The organism is Blastococcus sp. CT_GayMR20, from assembly GCF_004570345.1.
Genome location: NZ_SPQM01000050.1, coordinates 1 through 23,805, shown reverse-complemented (window position 1 = coordinate 23,805; position 23,805 = coordinate 1). Strand labels below are relative to the sequence as shown.

The window sequence follows — 23,805 nt, the reverse complement described above, 5'->3', positions numbered from 1 at the left end:
CCGGCGAACGGCGCGTCACCTCCCCGGCGGGCGGTCGTTGGGGTGATCAACAACGACGCACCCCCTGCCGAGCCCCGGAGTGCCCCATGCAGCGTTCGTCCCTCCGTCGTCATGTCGCCGTCTGCGGCATCGCGACGACCGTGCTGGTCGGCCTGACCGCCACCGGTCCCACCACGCCGGCCGTGGCGGCACCCGACGTGTTCCGGCCGCAGCTGGTCACCGTCGACACCCCGAGCCGGGCCGACAAGGAGCTGCTCCAGACGCTCGGTCTCGACCTCACCGAGCACGCCGGCCAGGACTACGTCGAGGTGGTGCTGCACACCGCCGAGGACGCGACCGCACTCCTCGCCGCCGGGCTGGGCTACGACGTCCGCATCCCCGACCTGCTGGCCCGCGAAGCGGAGAACAACCAGGTCAATGCCGCGTATGCGGCGAGCACCGTCAGCTCTCCCCTCCCGTCCGGCCGGGACACCTACCGCACGCTGGCCGACTACGACGCCGACATGGCCGCGCTCGCGAGCGCCCATCCCGGCCTGGTGAAGTCGTTCTCCCTGCCGCACCCGTCCCTGGACGGGAGGCAGATCAACGGCGTCGAGATCGGCCGGGACGTGACCGGCCCGGAGCGCGGGCTGCCGGTGTTCCTCATGCTCGGCGTGCACCACGCCCGCGAATGGCCGTCCGGGGAGCACGCGATGGAGTTCGCCGTCGACCTGGTCGAGAACTACGGCACCGACCCGCGGATCACCGACCTGGTGAACCGCTCCCGGGTCGTCGTGGTGCCGGTGCTGAACGTCGACGGCTTCGAGCTGTCCCGCACGGACGGCGGGCTCGTCGACCTCCGCGAGATCGACGGGGGCGGCACGGGCACGATCCTCGGCACCCCGGGCAACGCCTACAAGCGCAAGAACTGCCGCCTCGTCGACGGGCAGGACACGCCGGACGGCACCTGCCGGGCAGGGAGCCTGACGAGCCCGGGCGGCTACGGGACCGGCGTCGACCTCAACCGCAACTACGGCGGCTACTGGGGCGGCCCCGGAGCCTCCGACGTCTTCGCCGACCCGACCTACCGCGGGGCCGACGCGTTCTCGGAGCCGGAGACCCAGAACATCCGCGAATTGATCAGCGGCCGGCAGGTGACCACGCTGGTCACCAACCACACGTTCTCCAACCTGGTACTGCGGCCGAACGGGGCGGCGCCGGACCTCGTGCCCTCCAGCGAGGGGGTGCCGCTCGGCGACCCGTACGACGAGGCGGCGCTGAAGGCGCTCGGTGACTCGATGGCGGCCCAGAACGGCTACACGAGCCAGCATGCCTGGGAGCTCTACGACACCACGGGCTCGGTGGAGGACTGGTCCTACAACGCCACCGGGGGCTTCGGCTACACCTTCGAGATCGGCCCGGACGAGTTCCACCCGCCGTTCCCCGAGGTGGTCGACGAGTACCTCGGCGCCGGGCCGTACGCCGGCAAGGGCAACCGCGAGGCCTTCCTGCTCGCGCTGGAGAACGCCGTGAACCCGGCGACGCACTCGGTGCTCACCGGCAAGGCTCCGGCCGGCTCCACCCTGCGGCTGCGGAAGACCTTCGCCACCCCGACCTGGGACGGCTCGATCCAGGACTCCCTCGACACCACGATGACCGTCGGCCGCGACGGCCGGTACACCTGGCACGTCAACCCCTCGACCCGGCCGGTCGTGAAGGACCGGCAGGTCGAGACGGTGTCCGGCGACCCGGTGCGGGAGGAGAGCTGGACCGGGACCACCGCTCCGCTCCGCTTCACCGACCAGGAGTTCACCGTGGACCGGACCGTCGACCTGCTCGAGATCGAGCTCGACTGGCCGACTCCGGACGATCTGGACCTCGAGGTCTACCGGAAGAACGCCGACGGCTCCCTGACGGAGGCCGGCAGCTCGGGCAACGCCGTCGCCGAGAAGGAGCGGGTGCTGCTGCAGGACCCGGCCCAGGGCACCTACGTCCTGCGGGTGATCAACTTCGCCTCGGTGACCCCGAACTGGACGCTGACGGCCGCGCTGTTCGACGCCGAGACCAGCACCGTCCCCGGGCTGGTGGAGAACTGGACGCTGACCTGCGAGCGGAACGGTCAGGTCGTGCAGACCGTGCCGGTCGTGGTCGACCGCGGCCAGCAGCTCCGGGTCGACCTGACGGCCTGCGGACGGCGCTGACCCGCGAACGACGGACGGGACGCCGGACCCCGGTCCGGCGTCCCGTCCGAGTCCGCCGTCGATCCGGTGTGGGGTCGGGTCGCGGTGACGGCCACCATGACCCATGTTCTGTGGGAGGTTCGGCTCCCCGAGGAGAGGTGGGCACACGTGACCGGACTCCAGGTGGGCAATGACGCCTCCCTGATCGTGCTGGTCGACGCGTCGAGCGAGACGGAGCGGCGGCTGGTCCGGAGCGCCCTGACCGAGGCGGGCGACGGGCCGGCGACGGTGCTGCCGCTCCGCGGTGACGCGCTCGCGGGTCCGCTGGCCGACGCCGGCCCGGACACGGTCGTGACCGCGGTCCGCGTGGCCTGGGTGGCGCGCAGGCCGGCCGGGCACGAGGAGGCCGGACGGCGGAGAGGCCGGTGGTCGGCGGCCGTGCCGTCGCTGCGCCGCCGTCCCCCGGGACCGCTGCAGCGGAGGACCCTGCGCCGGGACCCCGACCGCGCGCGCGTGGTGCTCGCCGAGCCCGCCACGCTCGGCGAGCTGACCGGGCGCTGGGAGGGCACCGGGCAGCTGTGCGACTTCGTCGCCCACCAGGCGGCGCTGGCCCTGGACCGGGCCGAGCGCGGCGTGGTCGGCGAGCGCGTGAAGGTGCCGCGGCAGGTCGTGGAGGCGATCGAGGCGAGCCCCGAGTTCCGCCGCGAGCTGACCGCCCTGGCCGGGCGGCTGGAATGCCCCGAGGACGAGGTGCACGCCCGGGCCCTCGCCGCTCTCGACGGGCTCGTGGCGGCCGTCGACCCCGCCGCCGTCGAGGTCTTCACGGGGGTGTTCCGCCCCCTGCACTCCCGGGCGTGGGACGTGCAGGCCGACACCGAGGGGCTGGAGCGGCTGCGCGAGCTCAACCGCCGGCACTCACTGGTCTTCCTGCCCAGCCACCGTTCCTACGTCGACCCCCTCGTCCTGGCCGACGTTCTCGCGCAGCACGACTTCCCGCGCAACCACGTGCTCGGCGGGGACAACCTGCGCTTCTGGCCGGTCGGGCCCCTGGCCAAGCGCGCCGGGATCGTCTTCATCCGGCGCAGCTTCGGCGACGACCAGGTCTACAAGCTCGCGGTCCGCGAGTACTTCGCCTTCCTGCTGAGCAAGCGGTTCAACCTCGAGTGGTACATGGAGGGCGGCCGTTCCCGGACCGGGAAGCTCCGCCCGCCCCGGCACGGGCTGCTGCGCTACGTCGCCGACGCCGTCGAGCGCGGCCGGGTCGACGACGTCCTCCTCGTCCCCGTGTCGATCACCTACGACCAACTGCGCGAGGTGTCCCTGATGGCCGCCGAGCAGGGCGGCGCCGCCAAGCGCGGCGAGGGGCTCTCGTGGCTGGCCACCTACGCGCGGGAGCAGGTCAGCACGCCGCTGGGCACGGTGCACGTCGCCTTCGCCGAGCCCTTGTCGCTCGCGACGGCGTTGCGCGCGGGGGCCGACGCGACCGATCCCGACTCGCGGCGGCTCACCCTGCAGAAGGTCGCCTTCCAGGTGGCCGTCGGGATCAACTCGGTCACACCGGCCACGGCGACGGCTCTGGTCACCCTGGCGCTCCTCGGTGTCCGGGACCGGGCGCTGACGCTCGCGCAGGTGCGGCGCGTGGTCGAGCCGCTGCTCACCTTCCTCGACGAGCGCGAACTGCCGCACTCGGGCGCGGCGCTGACGACGTTCCGCGGGACGCGCTCGGTCCTCGCCACCCTGGCCGCGCAGGGCGTGGTCACGGTGTTCGACGGCGGCGAGGAGCCGGTCCACGCCATCGAGCGCGGTCAGCACCTGGTGGCCGCGTTCTACCGCAACAGCGCCATCCACCACTTCGTCGACCGCGCCATCGCCGAGCTGGTCCTGCTGCGGGACCCCGTCGACCGCTGGGACGAGGCCATGCGGCTGCGCGACCAGCTGAAGTTCGAGTTCTTCTTCCCCGAGCGCGACGCCTTCCGGGAACGCATCGGCGCCGAGCTGGAGCGGCTCCACCCGGAGTGGGAGACCGCCGACGGCCGCGAGGTGCTGTGCCAGGCGCCGCTGCTGGTGGCGCACCGGGTGCTGCGCTCGTTCGTCGACGCACAACTGGTGGTGGCCGAGCGGCTGGCGGCGCGCGATCCCCGGACACCGCTGGTGGAGGCCGACTTCCTCGCCGAGTGCGGCGGGGTCGCCCAGCAGATGCTCCTGCAGGGCCGGCTGCACGGCCCGGAGTCGCTGTCCCGGGAGCTGTTCACCACGGCGCTGCAGCTGGCGGGCAACCTCGACCTGGTCGACCCGGGCCGGGAGGACGTCGCCCGCCGCCGGCAGGAGTGGGCCGCCCAGGTGAGGGACGTCGTCGGCCGGGTCGCCGTCATCGACGAACTGGACGCCGCCTCGCGGCGGGAGATCGTGGGAGTGGAGCCGTGAGCACGGACGAGGAAGCGGTCCCCCGGACGGCGACGTGGACCGAGGAGCAGCTCCTGGCCGACGTCGAGGCGGCACCCCGCGGGCGGCGCGTGGGTGCCTTCTTCGACTTCGACGGCACGGTCATCGACGGCTACTCCCTGGCCGCCTTCGCCGGGCACCACCTGCGCTCGCTGCACGTCACGCCGGCCGACCTCGGGCAGCTGCTGCTCACCGGCCTGCGCGGGGTCACGACCGAGGAGGACTTCGAGCGGTTCACCGTCGCCGGCATGAAGGCCTGGGCCGGGCGCAGCGAGGACGAGCTGGTCGAGCTCGGCGAGCGGCTGTTCGTGCAGGGCATCGCCGGATCGCTGTACCCGGAGGCGTGGCGGCTGGTGACCGCTCACCTGCAGGCCGGCCACACCGTCGTCCTGGCCTCCTCGGCGACCCGCTTCCAGGTCGAGCCGGCGGCGCGGGCCATGGGTGTGGAGCACATCCTGGTGTCGCCGGTGGAGATCGACGAGGGCATCTGCACCGGCCGCCCGGGCGGCCCGCTGCTGTGGCGGGCTGGCAAGGCGACCGCCGTGCGCTCCTTCGCCCAGGAGCACGGCATCGACCTCGCGCAGAGCTTCGCCTACTCCAACGGGGACGAGGACGTCCCGTTCCTCCGCACCGTGGGCCGTGCGCGGGCGCTCAACCCCGGCCGCGGGCTGGCCTCGGCAGCCCGCCACTACTCCTGGCCGATCGCCCGGTTCCGGCCGCGCGGCAGGGGCGGTCCGACCGAGCTCGCCCGGACGGCGGCCGGCATCGGCGGCCTGCTGGGCGGTTTTGCCGCCGGCGTCGCCGTCGGCGCGCTCAGCGGGTCGCGGCGCGAGGCCGTCGACCTCGGGATCACCCTCGCCGGCGAGCTCGGCAGCGCGCTGGCCGGCGTCCGGCTCGACGTCCAGGGCGCGGAGCACCTCGCGACCCGGCCGGCCGTCTACCTGTTCAACCACCAGAGCCAGCTCGACGTGCTGATTCTCGCCAAGCTGCTGCGCGGCGGGTTCACCGCCGTGGCCAAGAAGGAGCTGGCCAACACGCCCGGCTTCGGGCTGGCCTTCCGGCTGGCCGACGTCGCATTCATCGACCGCGGCGATCCGGCCAAGGCGCGCCAGGCGCTCGAACCGGCGGTGCAGCGGCTGCGCGAGGGCATCTCGCTGGTGATCGCCCCGGAGGGCACCCGCTCGGCGACGCCGTCCCTCGGGAACTTCAAGAAGGGGGCCTTCCACGTCGCGATGCAGGCCGGAGTGCCGATCGTGCCGATCGTCATCCGGAACGCCGGGGAGCTGATGTGGCGGGGCGCGACGACGATCCAGTCCGGCACCGTGCAGGTGCGCGTCCTGCCGCCGATCCCCACCGAGGGGTGGACCGTCGCCGACCTCGGCGAGAAGGTGGCCGAGGTCCGCGGGCAGTACCTGGAGAACCTGGCCCACTGGTCGGGACGCAGCCAACGACCGGTCGAGGTCACCGAGGCGAGCGAGGACGACGGGAGCGCGGCGCCGCCGCCGGCCGCGCCGCTGGACTGGGGCATCTCTCCGGAGATGAACCCGCTGGAGACGGCGATGTGGCGCGCGGAGGTGGCCGACCCGCGGCTGCGCAGCAACGTCACCCTCCTGGAGATCCTCGACCCGGCACCGGACTGGGAGCGGCTGCGCGGGGCCCACGAGTGGGCCTCCCGGATGGTGCCGCGCATGCGCCAGCGGGTGGTGGAACCGGCGCTCGGGGTGGGGGCGCCACGCTGGGTGACGGTGGCCGAGCTCGACCTCGACCGGCACCTGCGGCGGGTACAGCTCGACGCCCCGGGGTCCATGCGTCAGCTGCTGGACGTCGTCGGGGAGTTCGCCGCCGCCCCGCTCGACCGTGACCGCCCCCTGTGGGAGGTGCTGTTCGTCGAGGGCCTCGAGGACGGGCGCGCCGGCTACGTCGTCAAGACCCACCACAGCACCACCGACGGGCTGGGCGCCGTCCAGCTGATGAGCAAGCTGCACAGCCGGACCGCCGAGCACGACCCGTCTCGCCCGGAGCCGCCCGTCCCGCTCCCGGACGACGCATCCCGGGTGGGCGTGCTGACCGAGCAGCTCGTCGGAACGGCGAAGGCCGCTCCCCTGGCCGTGCTGCGCCGGGGCGTCGGCGCGCTGGGCAGTCTCCGGCGTCCCTGGGAGGCGGCCACCCACGCACTGGAGGCCGCCCGGTCGGCCACCACGACCCTCGGATCCCCGCAGGGCGGCTCGGCGCTGCTGACCCCGCGGGGCGGCGGTTGGCACTTCGAGGTGCTGGAAGTGCCGCTCGCCGACCTCAAGGCCGGGTCGAAGGCGGCCGGTGGCTCGCTCAACGACGGCTTCCTCGCCGCCGTGGTGGGCGGTTTCCGGCGGTACCACGAACGGCTCGGCGCACCCGCGGAGACGCTGACGCTGGGCATCCCGATCAGCCTCCGGGCGCAGGACGACCCGCAGGGCGGGAACCGGTTCACCGGCGCTCGCCTGCCCGCCTCCCTGGCGGAGCCCGACCCCGCCACCCGCATCACGGCGATCCGCGAGTTCGTGCTTTCGGCGCGCAACGAGAGCGGGTCCGGCGTCCTCGACGAGCTGGTCGGACCCGCGCTGCACTGGCTGCCGGCGTCTGTCATCGGCGCCGTCTCGGGCCGGCTGACCAGCGCCAACGACATCCAGGTGTCCAACATGCCGGGGGTCTCGCACCCCGTCTACATCGCGGGGTCCCGGATCGTGCGCATGTACCCGTTCGGCCCGCTGCCGGGCTGCGCGGCGATGATCACGCTGCTCTCGCACGAGGACCGGTGCTGCATCGGCATCAACGTCGACGCCGCCGCGGTCACCGACCCGGAGGGACTGGTGGCCGACCTGCAGGCGGGTCTGGACGAGGTGGTGGCGCTGGCCGGCTGACGTGCCTCACGGCAGCCGGACGACGTCGGCGAGGACGTCCCCGTCGTCGGTCAGCCGCGCCGGGGACGGGCTGTCGTACACCACGAGCAGGTCGGCCGCCCCCACCAGTCCGATGCCCTCCGCGTGGTCGTCGCCCTCGCCGTAGGGCAGGGACAGCTCCCGCGTGAGCACGTCGTCGCGCACCACCTGGGGCTGGTCGGCGCGGAGTGCTCCGTGCCAGCGGAAGACGTGCACCGGCCCGTCCAGCTCCATGGTGGGGCCGGCCAGGACCAGCAGGTCGTCCCCGTGCGGGCACAGGTCGCGGATGCCCAGACCCTGGAGGTTCAGGACGTGCTTGCGGTAGCGGCGGCCGTCGTCGAAGCGCGGGAGCCGCAGCTGGTCGGGGGCGTCGGGGTCGACCTCGGGCCGCAGCTCCAGGACCATCGCCCAGCCACGCAGGACCGGACCGCGCAGGCCGAGGTACACCCGCGGTCCGGCGACGGCGATGCCCTCGACGTCCAGGCCGTTGTCCTTGCCCGGCAGCGGGAGGAACGGGCCGAGGTGCTCGTCGGCGGCCAGGAGCTCCCGCAGGTCGGTCCCGTGGGCACCGAACGAGGCTGCCCGATGGTGGACGCCGTCCAGATCCAGCTCCCGCACGATGGTCGGCACCCCGTCCACGGCGGTGACCGGGAACCGGAGCAGCAGCTGACGGTTCCGCTGGCCGCTGACCCGGGCCAGCCGGCGGAAGGCCTTCTCCCCGGTGTGCTTGGCCTTGATCTGCCTGCGGCGCAGGCTGTGCGACCCGACCGCCCAGAGGAACAGGCCGTGCCGCGCCAGGCCCTCGATGTCGGCCTCCTCCCTCGCGTCGTCCTCGTCCGGGGAGACGGCGGGCAGCGGCACGTAGTCGGCGAGGTGGAAGCTCGCCTGCTGGGCGAAGCGGCGGGGTTCCCCCGGATCGTCGGCGAGCAGTCGCTCCACCGTGGCGGTCTCGTCGCCCGCAACCCACAGAGCGGCGCCGTCGCCGCGGACGGCCGAGAGGTTGGTGTGGGTGCCGGCCGCCCGCGCCGACTCCTCGAAGTGCAGGCGGACCGTGCGTTCGACAGGCACGGCACCACCCTGGCACCGGAGCAGGGGCGGCGGCTCGTCCCGCTACGTGCCGGAGGGAACGGGTACCGGCCGCTGGGCCAGCAGCTCCGGCGGGGCCTCGTACGCGCGCAGGACCGTCCGCTCGGCAGGGCTCCCGTAGAGCTTGCCCTCGTACGCCTTGACCGCCGCGACCAGGACGATGCTGACGACGACGAGCAGGGACCACGACCCGAGCTTGGCGGCGTGGACGAGCGTCCACACGGACTCCTGCGACGGGTACTGCCAGGCCCTCAGCAGGGTCGCTGCGTTCTCCGCGGCCCAGAGGAAGAAGCCGATGAGGACGAAGGACAGCGCGAGCGGCATCGCGTACCGGTGCCGGCCGACGGTGAAGTGGACCCAGGTCCGCCGCGTCACGAGGAGGAGGGCCAGCGCCAGGACGACGCGCACGTCCGCCGTCACGTGCGAGGTGAAGAAGTTCAGGTAGATGAGGGCGGCCACGCCGGCGGTGGTCCAGGCGCGGTAGCCCGTGATCCGGAGCTCCAGCCTGCGCCACGCCTGGCAGACGTAGCTGCCGACGGCGGCGTACATGAAGCCGCTGTAGAGCGGCACACCGCCGACGGTGGCCAGACCGGTGTCGGGATAGGACCACGACCCCTGCGCGACCTTGAACAGTTCGAGCGCGAGCCCGACGAGGTGGAAGCCGAAGATGACGGCGACCTCGCGGCCGGTCTCCCAGCGGACCAGCCACAGGACGAGCGTGACCCCGAGGCACCAGAGGAGCAGCGCGTCGGCCGGATCGATCGGGAGCGGCACGACCCGGACGAGGGCCAGGCCGAGGAAGAAGAGGACGGCGAACAGGCAGCACTGCGCCTCGACCCAGGCGAACCGCAGCAGCTGTTTCATCCGCGACAGGCTAGATGAGCAGCGGCGGGGGTCCGGGGCACCGACGGGCACGCGTGTCGGTGCCGGGGCCTCAGCGGGGCGTGGACCCGTTCGGCCGGAAGGCGGGTCCGTGCGCGCAGACGATCAGCGTGGCGACGTCGAGGACCCGCTCCCGCTGCTGCCGCAGGAGTTCCCGGTCGGTGCAGTACGGGTCGTCGGCGGGCCCCTGCTCCGTCCACCACAGGTGCGTGAGCGCCATGACGTCGTCGGGGGTGCCGACGAGCGTGGTGATGTCCTGCGGCGTGTGCCCGGGTGTGGCGAGCAGCCGGATGCTCGGCGAGAGCTGCACCCCGTCGGCGGGCCGGCGGATGAACGTGTGGCCCTCGATCACGGACTGGAAGTCGTGCACCGGGACCACGGGGAAGAGCGCGACGTTGAGGGTGTGGTCGAGGTGGTGGTGGCTGACGACGACGTCGGTCACGTCCTCGGGGCGGACACCCAGCTCGGCGAGCGGGCGGAGGATGAGGTCGCGGTCGGCCACCATGCCCGGGTCGACGATGACGACCCGGTCGGCGTCGCGGACGAGGCTCACCGTGCCCGCGACGTGCGGCATGCGCACGTAGCCCTCGACCAGGACGTCGACGCGTGCGGTTCGCTCCAGCTCGGCCACCTGGCGGACGCTAGCAACCGACCTGCATCGACCACCGACGCCGCCCGGCACCGATGCGCCCGAGATGCGTCCGACGGCGGTCATCGGGGGCTCGATGACCGCCGTGATCCGCATCGTGGCGGTCTCCTCGTCGACCGTGTCACGCACGTGGAAGCCGACAGATGGGCAGGCCCACTCCGGCTGCGGCCCGCGATCCATCACGCATCCACCGAGAACCACCTGCGCCCGTTCTGCCGCCTCGAACCACTCGGCATCCGGCATGCCCATGACGAGCGGGACGGCCGTGGGGGCTCCGGTGCAGTCCGCGCCGTCGCGTCGCTCCTCCGAGGAAGGCCCAGGGCTGTGCGGAAACGACCGGCGACCCGGCCCCGCGGATCGCGGGACCGGGGCGCCGGTGTCGTTCGGGTCAGCTGGTGATCAGCTGCAGCCGCTGGTGGAGCCGCAGCCCTCGCAGACGTAGCAGCTGCCGGCCGGGCGCATCTTCGTGCCGCAGGTCATGCACAGCGGCGCGTCGGTGGCGGTTCCGGTGACCAGCTCGAGCAGCTCGGCCGAGGAGTGGGCCTCCTTGACCGACTTCGGGCCCTCCGGAGTGACCTTCTCCTCCACCTTGGCGGTCTCGATCGGCGCGGAGTTGCGGAGCTGCTCCAGGTCGACCTCCTCCTCCTCGGTCACCGTGGCCGTCGAGGCGGAGCTGCCGTAGCCGGAGACCTGCGCGGCCCGCTCCTCGGCGGTGAAGATGCCGAGACCGGCCCGCTTCTCGACGGGCAGGTGGTCCAGCGCCAGGCGACGGAAGATGTAGTCCATCACCGACTGGGCGATCCGGATGTCCGGGTCGTCGGTCATGCCGGCCGGCTCGAAGCGCATGTTGGTGAACTTCTGAATGTAGGTCTCCAGCGGCACACCGTGCTGCAGCGCGATCGAGAGCGAGATCGAGAAGGCGTCCATCACGCCGGCGAGGGTCGACCCCTGCTTGCCGAGCTTCAGGAAGACCTCGCCGAGGCTGCCGTCCTCGTACATGCCGGCGGTCATGTAGCCCTCGGCACCGGCGACGCTGAACGAGGTGGTGACGCTCGTCCGCTTCTTCGGCAGCCGCTTGCGGACCGGGTGCGAGAGCGCAGCCGGAGCCGCCTCGACGGCGGCCTCGGCCTTGGTTCCGTCGTTCTTGCCCTTGCCGTCCGACAGCGGCTGGCCCACCTTGCAGTTGTCGCGGTAGATCGCCAGCGCCTTGAGGCCGAGCTTCCAGCCCTCGAAGTAGATCTTCTCGACCTCTTCGATGGTGGCCGACTCCGGCATGTTCACCGTCTTGCTGATCGCACCGGAGATGAACGGCTGGACCGCGGCCATCATGCGGACGTGGCCCATCGGGGAGATGGCCCGCTCGCCCATCGCGCAGTCGAACACCTCGTAGTGCTCCGGCCGCAGGGTCGGGGCGTTGACGACGTGGCCGTGCTCGGCGATGAACTCGACGATCGCCTCGATCTGCTCGTCCTGGTAGCCCAGGCTCTTGAGCGCGCGCGGGACCGTCTGGTTGACGATCTGCATGGAGCCGCCGCCGACCAGCTTCTTGAACTTGACCAGCGAGAAGTCCGGCTCGATGCCGGTCGTGTCGCAGTCCATCATGAAGCCGATGGTGCCGGTGGGGGCCAGCACCGAGGCCTGCGCGTTGCGCCAGCCGTTGTCGGCGCCGATCTCCAGGCACTCCTGCCACTGGGCCGTCGCGGCCTTGAGCACGTCGGCGTCGTCGGCGCCGACCGGGCGGATTGCGTCGTTGGCCGCGGCGTGCTTGCGCATGACGCGGGCGTGGGCGTCGGCGTTGCGGGCGAAACCGTCGTACGCGCCGACGATGCCGGCCAGCTCGGCCGATCGCCGGTACGCGGTGCCGGTCATCAGCGAGGTGATGGCCGCCGCGAGCGTCTGGCCGCCGCGAGAGTCGTAGGCGTGCCCGGTCGCCATGAGCAGCGCGCCGAGGTTGGCGTAGCCGATGCCCAGCTGGCGGTAGGCCCGCGTGGTCTCGGCGATCGGCTCGGTCGGGAAGTCGGCGAAGCAGATCGAGATGTCCATCGCGGTGATGACCAGCTCGACGGACTTCACGAAGGTCTTCGAGTCGAAGGTGCCGTCGCTCTTCAGGAACTTCATGAGGTTCAGCGACGCCAGGTTGCACGAGCTGTTGTCCAGGCTCATGTACTCCGAGCAGGGGTTGGACGCATTGATCCGGCCCGTCTCGGGGTTGGTGTGCCAGTCGTTGATCGTGTCGTCGTACTGGATGCCGGGGTCGGCGCACTCCCACGCGGCCTGGGTGACCTTGCGGAAGAGGGTCTTGGCGTCAACGGTCTCGATGACCGAGCCGTCGATGCGGGCCCGCAGGCCGAACTCCGTGCCCTCCTCCACCGCGCGCATGAACTCGTCGGAGACGCGGACGGAGTTGTTGGCGTTCTGGTACTGGACGCTGGTGATGTCCTTGCCGCCGAGGTCCATGTCGTAGCCCGCGTCGCGCAGGGCGCGGATCTTGTTCTCCTCGCGCGCCTTGGTCTCGATGAACTCCTCGATGTCGGGGTGGTCGATGTCGAGGACGACCATCTTCGCCGCGCGGCGGGTCGCGCCACCGGACTTGATGGTGCCGGCCGACGCGTCGGCGCCGCGCATGAAGCTGACGGGGCCCGAGGCCGTGCCGCCGGAGGAGAGGAGCTCCTTGGAGGAGCGGATGCGGGAGAGGTTCAGGCCGGCACCGGAGCCGCCCTTGAAGATGAGGCCCTCCTCGCGGTACCAGTTGAGGATCGAGTCCATCTCGTCGTCGACGGCGAGGATGAAGCAGGCGCTGACCTGCTGTGGAGCGCTCGTGCCGACGTTGAACCAGACCGGGGAGTTGAAGCTGAAGACCTGGTGCAGCAGCATCCAGGTGAGCTCGTGCTCGAAGATCTCCGCGTCGCCCTCGCTGGCGAAGTACCCGTGCTCACGCCCGGCCGCGCCGTAGGTGAGCACGACCCGGTCGATGAGCTGACGCAGGCTGCTCTCCCGCTGCGGCTGGCCGACGGCCCCGCGGAAGTACTTCGTGGTGACGATGTTCGTGGCGTTGATGCTCCACTCGGAGGGGAACTCCACACCGCGCTGCTCGAAGTTGATCGAGCCGTCGCGCCAGTTCGTCATGACGACGTCGCGGCGCTCCCAGGTGACCTCGTCGTACGGGTGCACACCGGCGGTGGTGAAGACGCGCTTGATCTTCAGGCCCTTCCCCCGCGTCGGCACCTTGGTGGCACGACGCGTTCGGCCTGACAAGCGATCCTCGGTTTCGGTCACGGAGCTCTCCTTGGTGTCGTGACTCGGCGGCTGGGGAAGAGCCGCTTCCTGGTCGTGCGCTGGTTGTGTTGTAGCGGTCGGTACTGACAGTTCTCAGGTGCCGGCGGGGCCGGCGTCGGCGGCGGCCTGCCGGGGTGCGGGACTGCGTCGGCGGACGAGCGGCGGGCTGTCCTGCATGCCCGGCAGCGGTGGGGTCCCCCCGCTGAGGTGGCGGGCCCGGAGCTCGGTGATCTCCTTCTCGAAGTCCTCGAGCGACGTGAACGCGCGGTACACGCTCGCGAAGCGGAGGTAGGCCACCTCGTCGAGCTCGCGCAGCGGCCGGAGGATGGCCAGGCCGACCTCGTTGCTCGGCACCTCGGCCGCACCGGTGGCACGGACGGCGTCCTCCACCTGCTGGGCCAGCAGCTGCAGCTGGTCCTCGTCGACCGGCCTGCCCTGGCAGGCGCGCCGCACGCCGGCCACGACCTTGGACCGGTTGAACGGCTCGCTGACGCCGCTGCGCTTGACGACGGCGAGGACCGCTTCCTCCACGGTGGTGAACCGGCGTCCGCACTGGGGGCACGAACGACGGCGACGCGTGGTCGCGCCCTCGTCGGCCTCCCGCGAGTCGATGACCCGGCTGTCGGCGTTGTGGCAGAACGGGCAACGCACTGGGGCCACCTCCTTCCGGGATCCCGACTGCTCGCCCGGCTCGTCTGTGGACCCTCCTGGGGACATCCGGTGGATGTCCCGGGGAGAACCTGAGGACGGGCCTGTGGACGGGCTTACAACTCTGTAACTACTAGATGTAGGGGAACCCTAGGCTTGCCCACACAAGATGTGCAAGCGATTGAGCCGTCGGCGTGTTCCACCCTGACACTGCCGTGACCAGGGAGGACATCGCTCCCCACGAGTCACACGACACGCCGCGACGACGCGCCGAGGCGTCCACGAGGACGGTCGACGGCCACCGACACCCCCACGGCGGCGGTACGGGGGACCGCCCCAGGACGACCCCCGGCCATGGCACCCACCGGGGCGCGGCCGAACGGGACGAGGGCGTGCCGACGGGGCCCTCGCCCTGGACGGTGGCCCGTGAGCCGTCGTCGACGACTCCCCTGCGTGCCGACGCCGTCGGCACGGCTGCTCAGACGCCGGCGACGGACCCGTCGACGCGGGGACGGCGGGCGTGCGGAGCCTGGTCGCTGAGCCGCATCGGCCGGGTCAGCAGATCGGGGTCGAGGCCCGCGGGAACGGTCCAGCCCTCACCCGGACGCGCCTCGAGTGCGCGGTCGGGGCCCGGCGTGTGGACGGGGGGCGCCGACCGTGGGGCACGGGGCGCCGGCGGGGTCGGCCGCGACTCGACCGGACCGGAGACGACCGGGAACAGGCCGGTGTCCGCAGTGCGGTGCCGGCCGGGGTCACCACCCGCGCGGTGACGACCGGCAGCGCCACCCCGGGGAGCCGCCGCCGGAGCGCCCTCGGGGGCACGACGCCGACCGCCGGCAGTCGACCCGGCAACCTCCTCCGGCGCCCGCCGCCGGCCTCCGGCCGGGGACTGCGCCGATTCGGGCGCGCGCCGCCTGCCCACCGAGGCGAACTGTGCCGTCTCGTCCGCGGTGCGGCGCCCACCGCTCGCGGGAAGGTCGGGGACCACGCTGAGGTCACGGACGAGGGGCAACCCGGTGGTCGCGTCGGCGTCGGAAGCGGCCGAGCGCGCGCGACGACCGGCGGGGTGCCGGGCGACGGACATCTCCTGCGTCGCCGGACCGTGGGCGGCCGGCCCTGTGGCCACCGAGAGGTGCCGCTCGGGCAGACGGAGGGTGGTGAGGTCGGTCCACGCGGTCTCCTCGACCCCACCCAGGACGACGCGCACCCAGACCTGGCACGAGCCGTTCACGTCGTGACGCCACCCGAGCAGCTCGCCGGCCCACCAGGCTCCCGCCTGATAGACCTCGACCGCTTGGGGTTGACTGGTGAACACAGCTGCTCGGTTCTCCATGGCGCCTGACACGCGACGACCGTAAGCGCTCGACCGACCACAGAGTGTGAACGCGCCCGCACTGAGGGTTGACGAAGTCGACCCCGGACGTTGTGGACCTTCTGCCGTGGCGCGCGCGACAGCACGAGCTATGCCGACCGTCGGACGCCCGCGCCACCGGCCGGGGCCGGACCCCGCGGGGCTGCGGGGCCCACCACTGCACCGGTCACGGCAGCAGGAGGGTCCGACCCGGGACGAGGACGGCATCGTCGAGGCCGTTGAGCTGCTGGATCTCGTCGACGACCGCCCGCACGTCGCCGCCTCCCTCCAAAGACGCGGCGATCGACCACAGCGTGTCGCCGGGCTGCACGACCACACTGGTGACCCCCGCCAGTCGGAGATCCCCTCCGCCGCCTCCGGCGAGGAGCGGCCCGAGCCACGACCCGAGCGCCACTCCGCCGGCCAGCACCAGGACGACGGCCAGCCGCCGGGCACGGCGGGTCAGCCGGAGACGTGACCCGACCACCCGGCCGGGGATCGGACGTCGTGCCGCGGGGACTCCGCTGGACCTCGGAGGCGGCGACACCCGGGCTGCGCGCGACGCCGGCGGCCGGCGACGTCCAGGGACCGCCGGGAGCTCACCGGGGCGGCAGGCCCCGACCCGGGAGCCGCTGCGCCGCGAGGGGTGCGGCCGCGGCGGGCGGACCGCCACACCGCCGATCCGCTCGTCCGACACCAGCCGCGGCCGCCACGGCGCCTGGACCTCCTCGTCGAACTCCAGCACGGCCGCCTGCACACTGCCCATGACCCGTCCTCCCGACCTCGTCGAATCCGTCCCGGAGTCGAACGCATGTTCGACTCGAACGCCTGTTCGACTGTGTACCGCACTCCTCCGACGAAAGCGACCGGACACGGCCCCACTTCGAACACGTGTTTGATCGATGGGCTCCGGCGCGCTACCGTCCGTTCCACGGACACACGCGCCGCGCGAGCGGCGGACGAGGAGGCGACGTGGCGGAGAAGAGCGGGACGGCGGGCGGCCGCAAGGCACCCGGGGACGCCGCCGCGGGCACCGAGACGGCGACGGTGCGCTCGTTCCCCGATCGGGGAGCAGACGGCGACGGGCTGACCCAGCGCCAGCGGCGGGTTCTCGAGGTCATCCGTGACTCGATCGACCGGCGCGGCTACCCCCCCTCGGTCCGGGAGATCGGCGAAGCGGTCGGCCTCTCCTCGGCCTCCTCCGTGGCCCACCAGCTGTCGGTGCTGCAGAAGAAGGGCTGGCTGCGGCGTGACCCCAACCGGCCCCGGGCCCTCGACGTGCGCCTGCCCGAGGACAGCCCGCATGCCACGCCCGCACTGCCGGACGTCGTCGGAGCGGGTGCGGAGGGCAGCACCCCGGCGCCGACCTACGTCCCGCTCGTCGGCCGCATCGCCGCCGGTGGGCCGGTTCTCGCCGAGCAGGCCGTGGAGGACGTGTTCCCGCTCCCGCGCGAGCTCGTGGGCGAGGGCACGCTGTTCATGCTCAAGGTCGTGGGTGACTCGATGGTCGAGGCGGCGATCTGCGACGGCGACTGGGTCGTCGTGCGCCAGCAGCCGACCGCCGAGAACGGTGAGATCGTCGCGGCGATGATCGACGGCGAGGCGACCGTCAAGACCTACAAGCGCCGCGACGGCCACGTGTGGCTGCTGCCGCACAACCCGGCCTACCAGCCGATCCCCGGCGACGACGCGACCGTCCTCGGCCGCGTGGTCAGCGTCCTGCGACGCGTCTGAGAAAGGACCCCGTCCCCCTCACCGCTCGCAGGCTCGCGTCGAGCCTCCGGACGGGGCCACGCGTCAGGGGCGGCGGCGCAGCTTGCCGCTGATCCAGACCACGACCGTCGCCACGGCTGCGGCGATCAGGGCCGAGGAGATCGGCGAGAGCCCGGAGCTGGTGAGGTCGGCGAAGCTGGGCACGGGTCCTTCGGCGGCCGGTGGCGCCGCGGCGATCGCCACCGCCGTCAGCGGGACCACCGTGACGTCGCTGGGCAGCCCCTCGCTGGCGACGACGAGGGTGGCGTTGTCCGCCGAGAAGCTGATCGCCTCGCCCTGCGGCGACGCCGGGAGCGGGATGCGCTCAGCCTGGCCCGCGAGAGCGGCGGGGATGTCGGAGCCGGTGAGTGGCCAGACGTAGGCGTCGGTGTAGGTCCGCAGGGCCACGTGGCGACCGTCGGCCGAGACCGCGCCACCGGTGACGAGGAGCTGTCCCGCCTGACCGACCGGTCCACCGGGCGTGCCGGTCAGGGTGATGCCGACGCCGGCCACCTGGGCGAGCGCCACCGTTCCGCCGTCCACCAGTTCCGCCGCAGGCCGGTAGACGGAGCTGGCGCCGAGGATCTCCTTGGTGACGATGTACGGCGTGCCGTCCGGGGCGAGCAGCAGTGCTTCGGCGTCGTGCGGGCCGTCGGGATAGGTCAGGCGGTAGACGCTGTTGCGGCCGTCCGGCCGCAGCGCGAGCAGCGCGACCGTCGGCCGGTTGGCGTTGTTGTCGCCGGTGTCCGCGACCCAGACCGTCCCGTCGGCACCGACGGCGAGGTCCTCGGGGTCGTAGGGGTCGATGGCGGCGGTGTGCACGTCGACGACCTGGCAGGCCCCGTCGAGCAGATGGACGGCCAGTTGGTCGCCACCGTCGTTGAGGGCGAGCATCTGCTCCCCCATGACGACCAGGCCGGACAGCTCGGCGAGTGCGGGATCGGTGACCTGGCAGCGCGTGGACGGCGCCGCGGTGGCCTCCTCGGCGCCCGCGGGCAGCGCGCAGCCGAGGACGAGGGCGGCACCGAGGGCTCCCCCCGCTGCCAGCAGCCGTCCCCGAAGACCGCTACGCGGACTGCCGGCCTGCACGGGCACGTACCCAGCGTGACAGAACCACTGCGTCGAGTGCGTGAACCACGCCCAACAGCACGACGCCCACCGCGGCTCCCACGACGGCGTCGGTGACCCAGTGGAAGTTCAGGGAGACCATAGCGAGCCCGGTGAGGGCCGGGCCGGCGATGCTGAGCACCCAGAACGCGCGCTGCACCCGCAGCGGCAATCCGTACTCGACGGCCTGCCAGCGGGCCACGCCCCACATGAGCACGGCGTTGGCGACGTGGCCGGACGGGAACGACGCGCCGTCCTCGTGGAACCAGTAGGAGCCCGGGAAGCCGGGCGCGGTGCGGCCGGTGCCGTGCTTGATCGAGTACACGACCACGGTCAGCAGCGTCAGGGCGACGAGCACCCGCGCGAGCGGGAGCCACGTGTGCCGCCGCCAGGCCAGGTACCCGACGAGGACGGTGAGGACGACGAGGATCGTCACGCGCCCGCCGACCTGGGTCACCGCCCAGACGAGCGGATAGGCCGCCGAGTCCTTCAGCTGCCAGTCCGCGACCGTCTCGGCGACCCGCAGGTCCATCCGCTCCAGCCAGCCGAGCGTGAGCAGGTCGGTCGTCACCAGCGCGGCGACCAGCAGGGAGACGACCATGGCCCACCACGGCGGCCGACCGACCGAGATGACGCGGGACCTCTCGGGCAGGCCGGCGTCCTGTATCACGCCGCTGGTCACGGCATCACCGTACCGGCCCGTGACCTGATCGTGATCCGGCCGAGCCGGTGTGCCACCCCTCGGGGTCGGGTCCCCGAGCGCTCACGCGACGGGAACGGCGAACTCCTCGAGCGTCGCGGCCAGGGCCCCGTCCACGCGCGCGGTCAGGCGGGTCCCGGACTCCTCGTGCGACTCGTTGAGCACCTCGCCGTCCCGGTGGACCCGGGCGACCAGGTCGCCCCGGTCGTACGGGACCAGGACGTCGACGTCGACGTCGGGGTGCGGGAGTCGCGCGGCGACGAGGTCGCGCAGCCGGTCGATGCCGGCACCGGTGCGGGCCGAGACCCACACCGCTCCCGGAAGGGCCTGGCGCAGCGCGAGGATGTCGTCCTCGGTCATCGCGTCGACCTTGTTGACGACGATCACCTCGGGCACGGCCGCGGCGTCGATCTCGCCCAGGACGACGCGGACCGCGTCGATCTGCCCGAGCGGGTCGGAGTCGGAGCCGTCGACGACGTGCAGCAGCAGGTCGGCCGCGGCCACCTCCTCCAGGGTCGAGCGGAAGGCGTCGACCAACTGGTGCGGGAGGTGCCGGACGAAGCCGACGGTGTCGGTGAGCGTGTACTCCCGCCCGTCGGGGGACTCGGCGCGGCGGACCGTCGGGTCGAGGGTGGCGAACAGGGCGTCCTCGACGAGGACCCCCGCCCCGGTCAGCGCGTTCAGGAGGCTGGACTTGCCGGCGTTCGTGTAGCCCGCGATCGCCACGCTCGGGACGGCGTTGCGGTCGCGGCTCGACCGCTGGGTCGCCCGGGCGGTGGCCATGCCCGCGATCTCGCGGCGCAGCTTGCTGACCCGCGCGCGGATGCGCCGGCGGTCGGTCTCGATCTTGGTCTCACCCGGACCGCGGGTACCGATCCCGCCACCACCGGCGACCCGGCCACCCGCCTGCCGGGACAGCGACTCACCCCAGCCGCGCAGGCGCGGAAGCATGTACTGCATCTGGGCGAGCTCGACCTGCGCCTTGCCCTCCCGGCTGCTGGCGTGCTGGGCGAAGATGTCGAGGATCAGCGCGGTCCGGTCGACCACCTTGACCTTGAGCAGCTTCTCCAGCTGGTTCAGCTGGCCGGGGGTGAGCTCTCCGTCGCAGATCACCGTGTCGGCGCCGGTGGCCGCGACGATGTCGCGGATCTCGTTGGCCTTGCCCGAGCCGACGTAGGTGGCGGCGTCGGGCTTGTCGCGCCGCTGGCTCACGGCCTCGAGGACCTCGGAACCCGCGGTCTCCGCCAGCGCGGCCAGCTCGGCGAGGGACCGGTCGGCGTCAACCTGGGTGCCCTCGGTCCACACGCCGACCAGGACGACGCGCTCGAGGCGCAGCTGCCGGTACTCGACCTCGGTGACGTCGGCGAGCTCGGTGGACAGACCCGCCACGCGGCGCAGCGCGCCACGCGCCTCGAGGTCGTAGGACCCGGTCGAGTCATCGGGCTCGTCCCACTGCCCGGGCGGGGCGGGAAGGACCTCGTGTCGGACCTCGGCGCGGGGGTCCTCGTGGGCCGGGACGTTCTCGGGAGCGGTCGTCATCGTCTCCAGCGTCGCACGCGCGTCAGCGCGAGTCATCTGAGTTGTCATCACCGTGCACAACGCTTCTGCCGCCCGAGTCCATCCCGACGTGCATCGCGCATCCGCGCGGGTAGGGGGCGAAACACCATCCCCGCGACGAGGAGGACCCATGAGCGAGACCGGATCCAGCAGCATCGGCTCGGACGACGAGCTCGACGACCCGGGCCGCGAACCGCGCGGCCTCGGCGGTCCGCCGCGCAACCCGATGGGCGGCGGCCCCGACCAGGACAGCGGCCGCGGCGAGCCGAAGGGCAGCCCTGGCACGGAGGGTCAGTCGATGATGCCGGAGTCCCCGACCGAGGACGACGACAGGGTCTGACGACCGCTAGCCGGTCAGCCACTCCCCGCAGAGCTCGCCCGCGGCGACGAGGACCGCCGGGCCGGTGAGCACCGTCGTCCCCGCGGTCACCTCCACCGACAGCCGGCCGCCGGGGACGTCGACCAGCACGGTGCCCTCGGTCGCGCCGCCGTCCACCAGTGCCGCGTAGGCGGCGGCGCAGGCGCCGGTGCCGCAGGAGCGGGTCTCCCCCACCCCGCGCTCGTAGACCCGCAGGCGGATGTGCGCGGCGGGCTGCAGCACGTTGACGACCTCGACGTTCACGCCGTCGGGGAAGAGAGCCGCATCGAAACCCGGGGCAGCGGTCAGGTCGAGGGAGTCGACCTCGACGTCGGTGAGGCACGCCAGGTGCGGGTTGCCCATCGAGATCGCCTGGCCGGAGAAGGTCTGGTCCGACAGCGTCGCCTCGCCCGTCCCGAAGGGGCGCGCCGGCCCCATGTCGACCCAATAGCTCCCGTCGCCGGTCGCGCCGACGCGCCGCGGACCGCCCCGGGTACCGACGAGCACGCCGGCCACGCACGTCGACCGGTCGAGCAGCCCCTCGGTGACCAGGACGTGCAGGAACAAGCGGATGCCGTTGCCGCACATCTCCGCGTGCGAGCCGTCGGCGTTGCGGTGGTCCATGAACCACTCGCAGCGCGCGAGGTCGTCGCCGAGCACCTCCGGTGCGTCCGGCACGTGCACGCTGCGGACGACGCGCAGGACGCCGTCACCGCCCAGGCCCGCCTTGCGGTCGCACAGCCGGCGGACCAGGGCAGGGTCGAGCCGGTCCTCGGGCCACACGGTCCCGTCGGGGTCGGGCAGGACGACGAAGTCGTTCTCCGTCCCGTGCCCGAGCAGCACCCGGGGAGCGAGGGTCACCGTGCGATCGTACGTGCGGTGATCTCGGCGCCGACGGCGTCGACGAGGTCGGGCCGCGCGGCGTCGAACCAGGTGAGTGCGGCATCCCGGCGGAACCACGACCGCTGGCGGCGCACGAACCGCCGGGTCGTGGCGACGGTCCTGTCGCGCGCCTCCCCGGCGCTCAGCTTCCCGTCGAACTGCGCCAGAACCTGCGCGTAGCCGAGTGCGCGGGAGGCCGTCGGACCCTCCCGCAGGCCCTCACCCACCAGCGCCTCGACCTCGGCGACGAACCCGGCCCGCCACATCCGGTCGACACGGACCGCGATCCGCTCGTCCAGCTCGGCCGGTGCGCGATCGAGACCGATCAGCACCGCCGGGTAGTGCGGCCGCGGTTCGGGGAGCTGGGCCCGGAACGGTCCGCCGGTCAGTTCGATCACCTCCAGGGCGCGGACGATCCGCCGACCGTTGCTCGGCAGGACCGCTGCCGCCGCCTCGGGGTCGAGCCGGGCCAGCCGGCCGTGCAGCTCGGTCGCGCCGACATCGGCCAGTTCGGCCTCGAGCCGCGCCCGCACCGCCGGATCGGTGCCCGGGAAGTCCAGCTCGTCCAGCACCGCCCGCACGTACAGACCGGAGCCGCCGACCAGCAACGGGACGACGCCCGCAGCCCGGAGGCGGTCGATCTCGGCGCGGGCACGTGCGCGGTACTCCGCGACCGACGCCGCCTGACGCACGGGCCAGAGGTCCAGCAGGTGGTGCGGCACCCCGCCGCGCTCGGCGAGATCGGGCTTGGCGGTGCCGATGTCCATGCCGCGGTACAACTGCATCGAGTCCGCGTTCACCACCTCGCCCCCTAACCTGCGGGCGAGCGCGACGGCCAGCGCCGTCTTCCCGGTCGCGGTGGGGCCGACGACCGCGATGACGGGTGGCGGCCCTGCGCTCATGCGGCGGTCCACGCGGCCGCGAGGTACCCGACGCCGAACGGGGCGTCGTGCAGGTGCAGGCGGGCGCTGATCTCCCTGCCGCGCAGTGCGGCGCCCACCGCCCGCCAGGTCGGCACTCCGGCGGCGAGCAGGCGGGCGCCCTCGTCCTCGTCCAGGGACGCCAGCGCCGCCGCGTCGCCGGCGGCCAGCGCCGCGGCGACGGCGGTGTCGAAGGGGACGGCGGCCTCGTCGAGGTAGCCCGGGGCCCTGGCCGTACGGCGGGCCGACCCGTCACCCATCGCGAGCACACCGAGGGGACCGGGGAGGTCCCGCACCAGCTGGCCCAGGTCCGGCGGCGCGACGCCGACCCGCGTGTCCGCGAAACCGGCCTCGTCGAGCAGCCAGGCGCCGAGCGTGAGCGAGACGGGCATCCGACGGCCCCCGGGGCGGACCCGGCCGGCGAACGGCACAGTCACGTCGACCCCGAAGCCGCGGAGGTCGCCGCCGTCCCCAGGACCGAACCGGGTGCCGGGCGGGGCACCGTCGCCGACCACGACGACCACCTCCGGGCGGACGGCCAGCATCTCCCCCACCGCCTCCGTGCACGCGGCACGCAGGGCGGTCGTCGCCGGCTCGGCCCGCCCCTCGACGGCGGGGAGGAGCAGCGGCGGCGACGGGCAGAAGGCGACGGCGACCGCTGCGCGGGCACCCAGCTGCGGCGGTCCCCCGGAAGCGGCAGTCACGGGGGCAGTCTCCCGGATGCGACGTGGGACACTGCCGACGTGTCGAGCACGGACAACCCCGGGAACGGGGCGCAGCAGGCCTCTCCGCCGATTGCGGAGAACACGGGACCGGTCAGCACCGAGGCGGTGATCGAGGAGCAGGTGGCTCCGGACGCGGTCACCCCCGACGTGGTCGGCCCGGAGGCGGGCGCCGTCGAGGCGGCCTCCGCCGCCGCGGACGCTCCGGAGGAGCCCGAGGCCGTCCCCGCGGAGATCGCTCCCGAGGTGCCGGAGGCCTCCAGCGACGCCGTCACGCCCGAGGCGGGCACGCCCGCGGCGCCGTCCCCGGGGGACGCGGCCGTCGCCGACCCCACGGCCGACGTCCAGGGGCTCGCCGCCGACGCAGCAGCGCCCGCTCCGGCCCCCCGGCCCGTCCCC

18 protein-coding genes and 1 pseudogene are annotated in these 23,805 nt (G+C 73.1%); 6 read left to right on the top strand and 13 right to left on the bottom strand.

Translation table 11 applies throughout. The features are described 5' to 3' along the window. Positions 1-86 precede the first annotated feature (86 nt). The 3 genes from E4P40_RS13335 (at position 87) to E4P40_RS13325 (ending at position 7,498) form a co-directional block, all read left to right on the top strand. Positions 87-2,180 (top strand): M14 family zinc carboxypeptidase, encoded by a 2,094-nt coding sequence (locus tag E4P40_RS13335; RefSeq protein WP_135159045.1) that lies wholly within the window; start codon positions 87-89, stop codon positions 2,178-2,180. Between the two features lie 147 nt (positions 2,181-2,327). Then, a complete protein-coding gene (locus E4P40_RS13330) occupies positions 2,328-4,583 on the top strand; it encodes a glycerol-3-phosphate 1-O-acyltransferase (RefSeq protein WP_209305301.1) in 2,256 nt (751 codons plus the stop codon). Next, positions 4,580-7,498: a wax ester/triacylglycerol synthase family O-acyltransferase gene (locus E4P40_RS13325; protein ID WP_135159044.1), complete on the top strand. Its 2,919-nt coding sequence runs from the start codon at positions 4,580-4,582 to the stop codon at positions 7,496-7,498. Before E4P40_RS13330 ends, E4P40_RS13325 begins: the two co-directional genes overlap by 4 nt. A gap of 6 nt (positions 7,499-7,504) precedes the next feature. Here E4P40_RS13325 and E4P40_RS13320 read toward each other — a convergent pair whose 3' ends face one another. The 7 genes from E4P40_RS13320 to E4P40_RS13290 form a co-directional block, all read right to left on the bottom strand. Continuing rightward, on the bottom strand, positions 7,505-8,584 hold the full coding sequence (locus tag E4P40_RS13320) for a DUF3616 domain-containing protein (protein ID WP_135159043.1): 1,080 nt from the start codon (positions 8,582-8,584) through the stop codon (positions 7,505-7,507). Positions 8,585-8,626: 42 nt separating this feature from the next. Further along, positions 8,627-9,466 (bottom strand): DUF817 domain-containing protein, encoded by an 840-nt coding sequence (locus E4P40_RS13315; RefSeq protein ID WP_135159042.1) that lies wholly within the window; start codon positions 9,464-9,466, stop codon positions 8,627-8,629. A 70-nt stretch (positions 9,467-9,536) separates the two neighbouring features. Next, entirely contained in the window at positions 9,537-10,313 is a 777-nt protein-coding gene (locus E4P40_RS13310) for an MBL fold metallo-hydrolase (protein ID WP_245160320.1), read from the bottom strand. A 219-nt stretch (positions 10,314-10,532) separates the two neighbouring features. Next, positions 10,533-13,409, bottom strand: a complete 2,877-nt coding sequence (locus E4P40_RS13305; protein ID WP_135159041.1) for a vitamin B12-dependent ribonucleotide reductase — start codon at positions 13,407-13,409, stop codon at positions 10,533-10,535. A gap of 93 nt (positions 13,410-13,502) precedes the next feature. Next, positions 13,503-14,069 carry a transcriptional regulator NrdR gene (gene nrdR, locus E4P40_RS13300; protein ID WP_245160319.1) on the bottom strand — a complete coding sequence of 189 codons (567 nt, stop codon included), beginning with the start codon at positions 14,067-14,069 and terminating at the stop codon, positions 13,503-13,505. A gap of 466 nt (positions 14,070-14,535) precedes the next feature. Beyond that, positions 14,536-15,402: a hypothetical protein gene (locus E4P40_RS13295; RefSeq protein ID WP_135159039.1), complete on the bottom strand. Its 867-nt coding sequence runs from the start codon at positions 15,400-15,402 to the stop codon at positions 14,536-14,538. Positions 15,403-15,595: 193 nt separating this feature from the next. Next, entirely contained in the window at positions 15,596-16,174 is a 579-nt protein-coding gene (locus E4P40_RS13290) for a LysM peptidoglycan-binding domain-containing protein (RefSeq protein WP_135159038.1), read from the bottom strand. 281 nt (positions 16,175-16,455) lie between these two features. On the opposite strand from E4P40_RS13290, the gene lexA reads away from it, so the two are divergent. Beyond that, the gene (gene lexA, locus E4P40_RS13285) at positions 16,456-17,142 is read left to right on the top strand and encodes a transcriptional repressor LexA (protein WP_209305308.1); all 687 of its coding nucleotides are present in this window, start codon (positions 16,456-16,458) and stop codon (positions 17,140-17,142) included. Between the two features lie 63 nt (positions 17,143-17,205). On the opposite strand, the gene E4P40_RS13280 is transcribed toward lexA, so the two are convergent. The 3 genes from E4P40_RS13280 to hflX form a co-directional block, all read right to left on the bottom strand. After that, a complete protein-coding gene (locus E4P40_RS13280) occupies positions 17,206-18,255 on the bottom strand; it encodes a hypothetical protein (protein WP_245160317.1) in 1,050 nt (349 codons plus the stop codon). Beyond that, positions 18,227-18,949 (bottom strand): phosphatase PAP2 family protein, encoded by a 723-nt coding sequence (locus E4P40_RS13275; RefSeq protein WP_245160316.1) that lies wholly within the window; start codon positions 18,947-18,949, stop codon positions 18,227-18,229. The genes E4P40_RS13280 and E4P40_RS13275 overlap by 29 nt, the downstream gene beginning before the upstream one ends. Before the next feature lie 81 nt (positions 18,950-19,030). Then, the gene (gene hflX / locus E4P40_RS13270; RefSeq protein WP_245160315.1) at positions 19,031-20,506 is read right to left on the bottom strand and encodes a GTPase HflX; all 1,476 of its coding nucleotides are present in this window, start codon (positions 20,504-20,506) and stop codon (positions 19,031-19,033) included. Between the two features lie 148 nt (positions 20,507-20,654). Here hflX and E4P40_RS13265 point away from each other — a divergent pair, with 148 nt between their 5' ends. After that, positions 20,655-20,864: a hypothetical protein gene (locus E4P40_RS13265; protein WP_135159035.1), complete on the top strand. Its 210-nt coding sequence runs from the start codon at positions 20,655-20,657 to the stop codon at positions 20,862-20,864. Between the two features lie 6 nt (positions 20,865-20,870). Here the strand turns inward: E4P40_RS13265 and dapF are convergent, their stop codons facing one another. Genes dapF through E4P40_RS13250 form a run of 3 tightly spaced genes read right to left on the bottom strand, consistent with a single transcriptional unit; the run spans position 20,871 to position 23,388 of the window. Beyond that, positions 20,871-21,743, bottom strand: coding sequence for a diaminopimelate epimerase (gene dapF / locus E4P40_RS13260; protein ID WP_135159034.1), 873 nt, complete (start codon positions 21,741-21,743; stop codon positions 20,871-20,873). Beyond that, positions 21,740-22,666, bottom strand: a complete 927-nt coding sequence (gene miaA, locus E4P40_RS13255; protein WP_135159033.1) for a tRNA (adenosine(37)-N6)-dimethylallyltransferase MiaA — start codon at positions 22,664-22,666, stop codon at positions 21,740-21,742. Before miaA ends, dapF begins: the two co-directional genes overlap by 4 nt. Next, positions 22,663-23,388 carry a hypothetical protein gene (locus tag E4P40_RS13250; protein ID WP_245160314.1) on the bottom strand — a complete coding sequence of 242 codons (726 nt, stop codon included), beginning with the start codon at positions 23,386-23,388 and terminating at the stop codon, positions 22,663-22,665. The genes miaA and E4P40_RS13250 overlap by 4 nt, the downstream gene beginning before the upstream one ends. A 39-nt stretch (positions 23,389-23,427) precedes the next feature. On the opposite strand from E4P40_RS13250, the pseudogene E4P40_RS13245 reads away from it, so the two are divergent. Continuing rightward, positions 23,428-23,805: pseudogene (locus E4P40_RS13245) on the top strand (hypothetical protein); the annotation flags it as partial.